This window comes from Streptomyces sp. NPDC052701 (assembly GCF_040678355.1).
GTDB lineage: Bacteria > Actinomycetota > Actinomycetes > Streptomycetales > Streptomycetaceae > Streptomyces.
The window spans coordinates 95858-104741 of record NZ_JBFATO010000026.1 but is presented as its reverse complement, the minus strand read 5'-3'; the positions used below and the strand labels follow the sequence as shown (position 1 = coordinate 104741).

Annotated in this window: 7 protein-coding genes and 1 pseudogene; 7 read left to right on the top strand and 1 reads right to left on the bottom strand. The window is 70.9% G+C overall.

What is annotated here, in order from left to right; translation table 11 throughout:
* A pseudogene (locus tag AB0L29_RS25450) lies at positions 1–90 on the top strand (SpdA protein); the annotation flags it as partial.
* Positions 91–138: 48 nt separating this feature from the next.
* On the opposite strand, the gene bldD reads toward AB0L29_RS25450, so the two are convergent.
* Positions 139–642: a transcriptional regulator BldD gene (gene bldD, locus AB0L29_RS25445; RefSeq protein ID WP_030166512.1), complete on the bottom strand. Its 504-nt coding sequence runs from the start codon at positions 640–642 to the stop codon at positions 139–141.
* Positions 643–917: 275 nt separating this feature from the next.
* Between bldD and pyrR the strand changes: the two genes are divergently transcribed.
* From pyrR to carB, 6 genes are all read left to right on the top strand, one after another.
* On the top strand, positions 918–1478 hold the full coding sequence (pyrR, locus tag AB0L29_RS25440) for a bifunctional pyr operon transcriptional regulator/uracil phosphoribosyltransferase PyrR (protein ID WP_365830066.1): 561 nt from the start codon (positions 918–920) through the stop codon (positions 1476–1478).
* 103 nt (positions 1479–1581) lie between these two features.
* On the top strand, positions 1582–2571 hold the full coding sequence (locus AB0L29_RS25435) for an aspartate carbamoyltransferase catalytic subunit (protein ID WP_365830065.1): 990 nt from the start codon (positions 1582–1584) through the stop codon (positions 2569–2571).
* Entirely contained in the window at positions 2568–3854 is a 1287-nt protein-coding gene (locus AB0L29_RS25430; protein ID WP_365830064.1) for a dihydroorotase, read from the top strand. The genes AB0L29_RS25435 and AB0L29_RS25430 overlap by 4 nt, the downstream gene beginning before the upstream one ends.
* Positions 3851–4420: a hypothetical protein gene (locus AB0L29_RS25425; protein WP_365830063.1), complete on the top strand. Its 570-nt coding sequence runs from the start codon at positions 3851–3853 to the stop codon at positions 4418–4420. The genes AB0L29_RS25430 and AB0L29_RS25425 overlap by 4 nt, the downstream gene beginning before the upstream one ends.
* Positions 4417–5571, top strand: coding sequence for a glutamine-hydrolyzing carbamoyl-phosphate synthase small subunit (carA, locus tag AB0L29_RS25420; protein ID WP_365830062.1), 1155 nt, complete (start codon positions 4417–4419; stop codon positions 5569–5571). The genes AB0L29_RS25425 and carA overlap by 4 nt, the downstream gene beginning before the upstream one ends.
* Positions 5564–8872 carry a carbamoyl-phosphate synthase large subunit gene (gene carB, locus AB0L29_RS25415; protein WP_365830061.1) on the top strand — a complete coding sequence of 1103 codons (3309 nt, stop codon included), beginning with the start codon at positions 5564–5566 and terminating at the stop codon, positions 8870–8872. The genes carA and carB overlap by 8 nt, the downstream gene beginning before the upstream one ends.
* Positions 8873–8884: the final 12 nt, after the last annotated feature.

The window sequence follows — 8884 nt, the reverse complement described above, 5'->3', positions numbered from 1 at the left end:
CCCGCCTGGCTGCGCATCCTCGTCGCCGGCTGGCCCGCGCTGGCCTTCCTCGGCGGAACCCTCCTGGTCCACACCCCCGCCGACCCGGCCACCCCGGCGGTACGTTTCTGCTCAGCCCGCAGTGGGCCTGTGGTGCAGTCAGCCCTCCTCGTGGGAGGCCACCGCGCGGCGCGCGTCCGCGTCCAGCACGCCCCAGCTGATCAGCTGCTCGGTGAGGACCGAGGGCGACTGGTCGTAGATGACGGCGAGTGTGCGCAGGTCGTCCTGGCGGATCGAGAGCACCTTGCCGTTGTAGTCACCGCGCTGCGACTGGATGGTGGCGGCGTAGCGCTGCAGGGGACCCGCCTTCTCGGCCGGCACCGTGGCCAGCCGCTCCAGGTCCAGGACCAGCTTCGGCGGCGGCTCGGCCGCGCCCCCGGGGGTGGTGCCCGGAAGCAGCTCCTGCACGGGAACGCCGTAGAAATCCGCCAGCTCCGCGAGGCGCTGCACGGTCACGGCGCGGTCGCCGCGCTCGTACGAACCCACCACGACGGCCTTCCAGCGTCCCTGGGACTTCTCCTCGACACCGTGGAGGGAAAGGCCCTGCTGGGTGCGGATCGCCCGGAGCTTGGCCCCGAGCTGTTTGGCGTATTCGCTGGACATATAGCTCCCCGGCACTGTGTCGACGCGTCTGGCGTGGGTGCCAGGCCGCGCGGCTGGTAACTCACTGTGAGGTTACGCAGCGTTACTCTGTCGCGTCAAGCCGAATGGTCCGCACCGACTCTTCCGTGGTAACAGCGATGCGCTGGGCCATTCGGGTGAAATAAGAGTGTCAGGGGGGTGATCTGGGCGGCCGTACGGGCCTGCTACCGTAGATGGCGCAATCCCGACGTCCTTTAAGGTCCGTCCCGTGAGGCGGAGAAGGAGGTCCGTTTCATATGGACACGCAAGCGTCCGATGCGAGGCCCGTTCTCGAAGGCCCCGACATCGCGCGGGTGCTGACCCGCATCGCCCACGAGATCGTCGAGCGCGCCAAGGGCGCCGACGACGTGGTGCTCCTCGGCATTCCGACCCGAGGCGTCTTCCTCGCCCAGCGGCTCGCCGTCAAGCTCGAGAAGATCACCGAGCGCAAGGTCCCGGTCGGCTCGCTCGACATCACCATGTACCGCGACGACCTGCGCATGCAGCCGCCGCGGGCGCTCGCCCGCACCGAGATCCCCGGTGACGGCATCGACGGCAAGCTGGTCGTCCTCGTCGACGACGTGCTCTTCTCCGGCCGTACCATCCGCGCCGCCCTCGACGCCCTGAACGACATCGGGCGCCCGCGCGCGGTGCAGCTCGCGGTCCTCGTCGACCGCGGCCACCGCGAACTGCCCATCCGCGCCGACTACGTCGGCAAGAACCTCCCCACGTCGCTGCGGGAGACGGTCAAGGTCCAGCTCGCCGAGGAGGACGGTCGCGACACCGTGCTGCTCGGCGTGAAGCAGACCGCCCAGTAGCAACCCGGGTGCGCGGCCGCCGCCGTGCGCCGGCCCGGTGTGCCCCGACGCGCTCCCGGTTGCCTGAAATCTCCCGAATGAACTGCCCTACGGAGCCTGACAGATGCAGCGTCATCTCATCTCGGCCGCCGACCTCACCCGCGACGACGCCGTCCTGATCCTCGACACCGCCGAGGAGATGGCCCGGGTGGCCGACCGGCCGATCAAGAAGCTGCCGACCCTGCGCGGCCGCACGATCGTCAACCTCTTCTTCGAGGACTCCACCCGCACCCGGATCTCCTTCGAGGCCGCCGAGAAGCGGCTGTCCGCGGACGTCATCAACTTCTCCGCCAAGGGTTCCAGCGTGTCCAAGGGCGAGTCCCTGAAGGACACCGCCCAGACGCTGGAGGCCATGGGCGTGGACGCCGTGGTCATCCGGCACGGCGCCTCCGGCGCCCCCTACCGGCTGGCGAACTCCGGCTGGATCGACGCCCACGTCGTCAACGCCGGCGACGGCACCCACCAGCACCCCACCCAGGCCCTGCTGGACGCCTTCACCATGCGCCGCCGGCTCGTCGGCCGCGACGCGGGGATCGGCCGGGACCTCGCCGGCAAGCGCATCACGATCGTCGGCGACGTGCTGCACAGCCGGGTCGCCCGCTCCAACGTCGACCTGCTGCACACCCTCGGCGCCGAGGTCACCCTCGTCGCCCCGCCCACCCTGCTGCCGGTCGGCATCGAGACCTGGCCCTGCGAGGTCTCCTACGACCTGGACAGCACGCTGCCCAAGTCCGACGCCGTGATGATGCTGCGCGTGCAGCGCGAGCGCATGAACGCCGCCTTCTTCCCGACCGAGCGCGAGTACTCGCGGCGCTACGGCCTGGACGGCGACCGCATGGCGCGGATGCCCGAGCACGCCATCGTGATGCACCCCGGTCCGATGGTCCGCGGCATGGAGATCACCGCCGAGGTCGCCGACTCCGACCGCTGCACCGTCGTCGAGCAGGTCGCCAACGGCGTCTCCATCCGGATGGCCGTGCTGTACCTGCTGCTGGGCGGAAACGAACCCGCCGCCACCCACCCCCGTACCACCGAGGAGAAGCAAGACCGATGAGCAAGATCCTGATCCGCGGTGCGAAGGTGCTCGGCGGCGAGCCGCAGGACGTGCTGATCGACGGCGAGACCATCGCCCGCGTCGGCACCGGTCTGGCGGCCGAGGGCGCCGAGGTCGTCGAGGCCGGCGGCAAGGTGCTGCTGCCGGGCCTGGTCGACCTGCACACCCACCTGCGTGAGCCCGGCCGCGAGGACTCCGAGACCGTGCTGACCGGCACGCGCGCGGCGGCCTCCGGCGGCTACACCGCCGTGTTCGCCATGGCCAACACCTTCCCGGTCGCCGACACCGCCGGCGTCGTCGAGCAGGTCTGGCGGCTCGGCCGGGAGCACGGCTACTGCGACGTGCGGCCCGTCGGCGCCGTCACCGTCGGCCTGGAGGGGCGGAACCTCGCCGAGCTGGGCGCCATGCACGAGTCGGCCGCCGGGGTGACCGTCTTCTCCGACGACGGCAAGTGCGTCCACGACGCCGTGATCATGCGGCGGGCCCTGGAGTACGTGAAGGCCTTCGACGGCGTCGTCGCGCAGCACGCGCAGGAGCCGCGGCTGACCGAGGGCGCCCAGATGAACGAGGGCGTCGTCTCCGCCGAGCTGGGGCTCGGGGGCTGGCCGGCGGTGGCCGAGGAGTCGATCATCGCCCGGGACGTCCTGCTCGCCGAGCACGTCGGCTCCCGCGTCCACATCTGCCACCTGTCGACCGCCGGGTCCGTGGAGATCGTCCGCTGGGCCAAGTCCCGCGGCATCCGGGTCACCGCCGAGGTCACCCCGCACCACCTGCTCCTCACCGACGAGCTGGTGCGCACGTACAACCCGGTCTACAAGGTGAACCCGCCGCTGCGCACCGAGCGCGACGTCATGGCGCTGCGCGAGGCGCTCGCCGACGGCACCATCGACATCGTCGCCACCGACCACGCCCCGCACCCGCACGAGGACAAGGACTGCGAGTGGGCCGCGGCCGCCATGGGCATGGTGGGCCTGGAGACCGCGTTGTCGGTGGTCCAGGAGACCATGGTCGACACGGGTCTGCTGGACTGGGCCGGCGTCGCCGACCGCATGTCCTTCAAGCCCGCGCGGATCGGACGGGCCACCGGGCACGGCCGTCCCGTCTCGGCAGGTGAGCCCGCCAACCTCACCCTCGTCGACACGGCATACCGTGGCCCTGTGGACCCCGCGGGCTTCGCCTCGCGCAGCCGCAACACCCCGTACGAGGGCCGCGAGCTGCCGGGCCGTGTCACGCACACGTGGCTGCGGGGCAAGGCCACGCTCGTCGACGGGAAGCTTACGTGACACCTGTAATCCTGCTGGCCGCCGAGAAGGAATCGGCCGAGGTCACCGACTGGGCCGCCCGCATCGGCTGGGTGGTCGGCCTCGCCCTCTTCGTCGCGCTCGTCTACTGGCTGATGCGCGAGGGCTGGAAGTGGCGCGGCACCCTCCAGGGCGACCTGCCCCCGCTCCCCGGCGCGCCGGACGACCCCGGCCCGGCGAAACTGACCCTGAGCGGCCGCTACCACGGCTCCACCACCGCCGGGCAGTGGCTGGACCGCATCGTGGCGCACGGCCTCGGCACCCGCAGCCGGGCCGACCTCACCCTGACGGACGCCGGACTGGACGTCGTACGCCCCGGCGCGAGCGACTTCTTCGTCCCCGCGGCCGCGCTGCGCGGGGCCCGGCTCGACAAGGGCATCGCCGGCAAGGTCCTCACCGAGGGCGGCCTGCTCGTGGTGACCTGGGCGCACGGCGACAAGCTGATCGACTCCGGCTTCCGCTCCGACCGGGCGGCCGAGCACAACGAGTGGGTCGACGCCATCAACTCCCTGACCAAGACCGACACGACGGAAGGCGCCGAACGATGACGACCTCCAGCCAGGGGACCGCTACGCGAAGGAAGGCGTCTCCCGCCGTACTCGTCCTGGAGGACGGCCGGATCTTCCGCGGCCGTGCCTACGGGGCCGTGGGGGAGACCTTCGGCGAGGCGGTCTTCTCCACCGGCATGACCGGCTACCAGGAAACCCTGACCGACCCGTCGTACCACCGCCAGGTCGTCGTCATGACCGCCCCGCACGTCGGCAACACCGGTGTCAACGACGAGGACATGGAGTCCGCGAAGATCTGGGTCTCCGGCTACGTGGTGCGCGACCCCGCGCGCGTGCCGTCCAGCTGGCGCTCCCGGCGCACGCTGGACGAGGAGCTGGCCGCCCAGGGCGTCGTCGGCATCAGCGGCATCGACACCCGCGCGCTCACCCGCCACCTGCGCGAGCGCGGCGCCATGCGCGTCGGCATCTTCAGCGGCGACGCCGTCCAGGACGACGCCGTGCTGCTGGCCCGCGTCCAGGAGGCTCCCCAGATGACGGGCGCCGACCTGTCCGCCGAGGTCGCCACCGCCGAGCCGTACGTCGTCCCCGCGATCGGCGAGAAGAAGTTCACCGTCGCCGCCGTCGACCTCGGCATCAAGGGCATGACCCCGCACCGCATGGCCGAGCGCGGCATCGAGGTGCACGTGCTCCCGGCGACCGCGACCGTGGAGGACGTGTACGCCGTGAACCCCGACGGCGTGTTCTTCTCCAACGGCCCCGGCGACCCCGCCACCGCCGACCACCCCGTCTCCGTCATGCGGGGCGTCCTGGAGCGCGGCACCCCGCTGTTCGGCATCTGCTTCGGCAACCAGATCCTGGGCCGCGCGCTCGGCTTCGGCACCTACAAGCTGAAGTACGGCCACCGCGGCATCAACCAGCCGGTGCAGGACCGCACGACCGGCAAGGTCGAGGTCACCGCGCACAACCACGGCTTCGCCGTCGACGCCCCGCTCGACCGGGTCTCCGAGACCCCCTTCGGCCGCGCCGAGGTCTCCCACGTCTGCCTCAACGACAACGTGGTGGAAGGGCTCCGGCTCCTCGACAAGCCGGCCTTCAGTGTCCAGTACCACCCCGAAGCGGCGGCCGGCCCGCACGACGCCGCCTACCTGTTCGACCGCTTCGTCTCCCTGATGGAGGGCCAGCGTGCCTAAGCGCACCGATATCCAGTCCGTCCTGGTCATCGGCTCCGGCCCGATCGTCATCGGCCAGGCCGCCGAGTTCGACTACTCCGGCACCCAGGCGTGCCGGGTCCTGAAGGCCGAGGGCCTGCGGGTCGTCCTGGTGAACTCCAACCCGGCGACGATCATGACCGACCCGGAGATCGCCGACGCCACCTACGTCGAGCCGATCACCCCGGAGTTCGTCGAGAGGATCATCGCCAAGGAGCGCCCGGACGCGCTGCTGCCCACCCTGGGCGGCCAGACGGCCCTGAACACCGCGATCTCCCTGCACGAGAACGGCGTGCTGGACAAGTACGGCGTCGAGCTGATCGGCGCCAACGTCGAGGCCATCCACAAGGGCGAGGACCGCGACCGGTTCAAGGAGGTCGTGGAGGAGGTCCGCAAGAAGATCGGGCACGGCGAGTCCGCCCGCTCGGTCATCTGCCACTCCATGGACGAGGTCCTCGCCGGCGTCGAGGAGCTCGGCGGCTACCCGGTCGTCGTCCGCCCCTCCTTCACCATGGGCGGCGCCGGCTCCGGCTTCGCCCACGACGAGGAGGAGCTGCGCCGCATCGCCGGCCAGGGGCTCACGCTCTCCCCGACCACCGAGGTGCTCCTGGAGGAGTCCATCCTCGGCTGGAAGGAGTACGAGCTGGAGCTGATGCGCGACAAGCACGACAACGTGGTGGTCGTCTGCTCCATCGAGAACTTCGACCCCATGGGCGTGCACACCGGCGACTCGATCACCGTGGCGCCCGCGATGACGCTGACCGACCGCGAGTACCAGATCCTGCGCGACATCGGCATCGCCGTGATCCGCGAGGTCGGCGTCGACACCGGCGGCTGCAACATCCAGTTCGCCGTGAACCCGGCCGACGGCCGCGTGATCGTCATCGAGATGAACCCGCGCGTGTCGCGCTCCTCGGCGCTCGCCTCCAAGGCGACCGGCTTCCCGATCGCCAAGATCGCCGCCAAGCTCGCCGTCGGCTACACCCTCGACGAGATCCCCAACGACATCACGCAGGAGACCCCGGCCTCCTTCGAGCCCACCCTCGACTACGTGGTCGTCAAGGCCCCGCGCTTCGCCTTCGAGAAGTTCCCGCAGGCCGACTCCACCCTCACCACCACGATGAAGTCGGTCGGCGAGGCCATGGCCATCGGCCGCAACTTCACCGAGGCCTTCCAGAAGGCGCTGCGCTCGCTGGAGAAGAAGGGCAGCCAGTTCACCTTCGTCGGCGAGACCGGCGACAAGGACGAGCTGCTGCGCGCGGCGGTCCGCCCGACCGACGGCCGGATCAACACCGTCATGCAGGCCATCCGCGCGGGCGCCACCCCCGAGGAGGTCTTCGAGTACACGAAGATCGACCCCTGGTTCGTCGACCAGCTCTTCCTGATCAAGGAGATCGCCGACGAGCTGGCCGAGGCGCCCGAGCTGACCCGCGAGCTGCTCGCCGAGGCCAAGCGGCACGGCTTCTCCGACCAGCAGATCGGCGAGATCCGCGGCCTGCGCGAGGACGTCGTCCGCGAGGTCCGGCACGCGCTCGGCATCCGCCCGGTCTACAAGACGGTCGACACCTGCGCCGCCGAGTTCGCCGCGAAGACGCCGTACTTCTACTCCTCCTACGACGAGGAGACCGAGGTCGCGTCCCGCGAGAAGCCCGCGGTGATCATCCTGGGCTCCGGCCCGAACCGCATCGGCCAGGGCATCGAGTTCGACTACTCCTGCGTCCACGCCTGCTTCGCGCTGAGGGACGCGGGCTACGAGACCGTGATGGTCAACTGCAACCCGGAGACCGTCTCCACGGACTACGACACCTCCGACCGGCTGTACTTCGAGCCGCTGACGCTGGAGGACGTGCTGGAGATCGTCCACGCCGAGCAGCAGGCCGGTCCCGTCGCGGGCGTCGTCGTCCAGCTCGGCGGCCAGACCCCGCTGGGCCTGTCGCAGGCCCTGAAGGACAACGGCGTGCCGATCGTCGGCACCTCCCCGGAGGCCATCCACGCCGCCGAGGACCGCGGCGCCTTCGGCCGCGTGCTCAAGGAGGCCGGCCTCCCGGCCCCCAAGCACGGCACCGCCACCACCTTCGCCGAGGCCAAGGCCATCGCCGACGAGATCGGCTACCCGGTGCTCGTGCGGCCCTCGTACGTCCTGGGCGGACGCGGCATGGAGATCGTGTACGACGAGGCCCGGCTGGAGTCGTACATCGCCGAGTCGACCGAGATCGGCCCCTCCCGGCCGGTGCTGGTCGACCGCTTCCTCGACGACGCGATCGAGATCGACGTCGACGCGCTGTACGACGGCGAGGAGCTGTACCTCGGCGGTGTGATGGAGCACATCGAGGAGGCCGGCATCCACTCCGGCGACTCGGCGTGCGCGCTGCCCCCGATCACGCTGGGCGGCTTCGACATCAAGCGGCTGCGGACCTCCACGGAGGCCATCGCGCGCGGTGTCGGGGTGCGCGGCCTGATCAACATCCAGTTCGCGCTGGCCGGCGACATCCTCTACGTGCTGGAGGCCAACCCGCGCGCCTCGCGCACCGTCCCCTTCACCTCGAAGGCGACCGCGGTGCCGCTGGCCAAGGCCGCCGCCCGGATCTCGCTGGGCGCGACCATCGCCGAACTGCGCGCGGAGGGCCTGCTGCCCAGGAACGGCGACGGCGGCGAGCTCCCGCTCGACGCGCCGATCTCCGTCAAGGAGGCCGTCATGCCGTGGTCGCGCTTCCGCGACATCCACGGCCGCGGCGTCGACACCGTCCTCGGCCCGGAGATGCGCTCCACCGGCGAGGTCATGGGCATCGACTCCGTCTTCGGCACGGCGTACGCCAAGTCGCAGGCGGGTGCCTACGGCCCGCTGCCCACCAAGGGCCGCGCCTTCATCTCGGTCGCCAACCGCGACAAGCGCTCGATGATCTTCCCGGCGCGCGAGCTGGTCGCCCACGGCTTCGAGCTGCTGGCCACCTCCGGCACGGCCGAGGTGCTCAAGCGCAACGGCATCAACGCCACGGTGGTGCGCAAGCAGTCCGAGGGCCCCGGCCCCAACGGGGAGAAGACCATCGTCCAGCTCATCCACGACGGCGAGGTCGACCTCATCGTCAACACCCCGTACGGCACCGGCGGCCGCCTGGACGGCTACGAGATCCGCACGGCGGCCGTGGCGCGCTCCGTGCCGTGCCTGACGACCGTCCAGGCGCTCGCGGCGGCGGTCCAGGGCATCGACGCCCTCAACCGCGGCGACGTGGGCGTGCGCTCGCTCCAGGAACACGCGGAATTCCTGACCGCGGCCCGCGACTAGCAGCCCCGAGGG

Coding starts and splice junctions, on each gene's coding strand:
- bldD (WP_030166512.1), bottom strand. CDS start 642: ATGTCCAGCGAATACGCCAAACAGCTCGGGGCCAAGCTCCGGGCGATC.
- pyrR (WP_365830066.1), top strand. CDS start 918: ATGGACACGCAAGCGTCCGATGCGAGGCCCGTTCTCGAAGGCCCCGAC.
- AB0L29_RS25435 (WP_365830065.1), top strand. CDS start 1,582: ATGCAGCGTCATCTCATCTCGGCCGCCGACCTCACCCGCGACGACGCC.
- AB0L29_RS25430 (WP_365830064.1), top strand. CDS start 2,568: ATGAGCAAGATCCTGATCCGCGGTGCGAAGGTGCTCGGCGGCGAGCCG.
- carA (WP_365830062.1), top strand. CDS start 4,417: ATGACGACCTCCAGCCAGGGGACCGCTACGCGAAGGAAGGCGTCTCCC.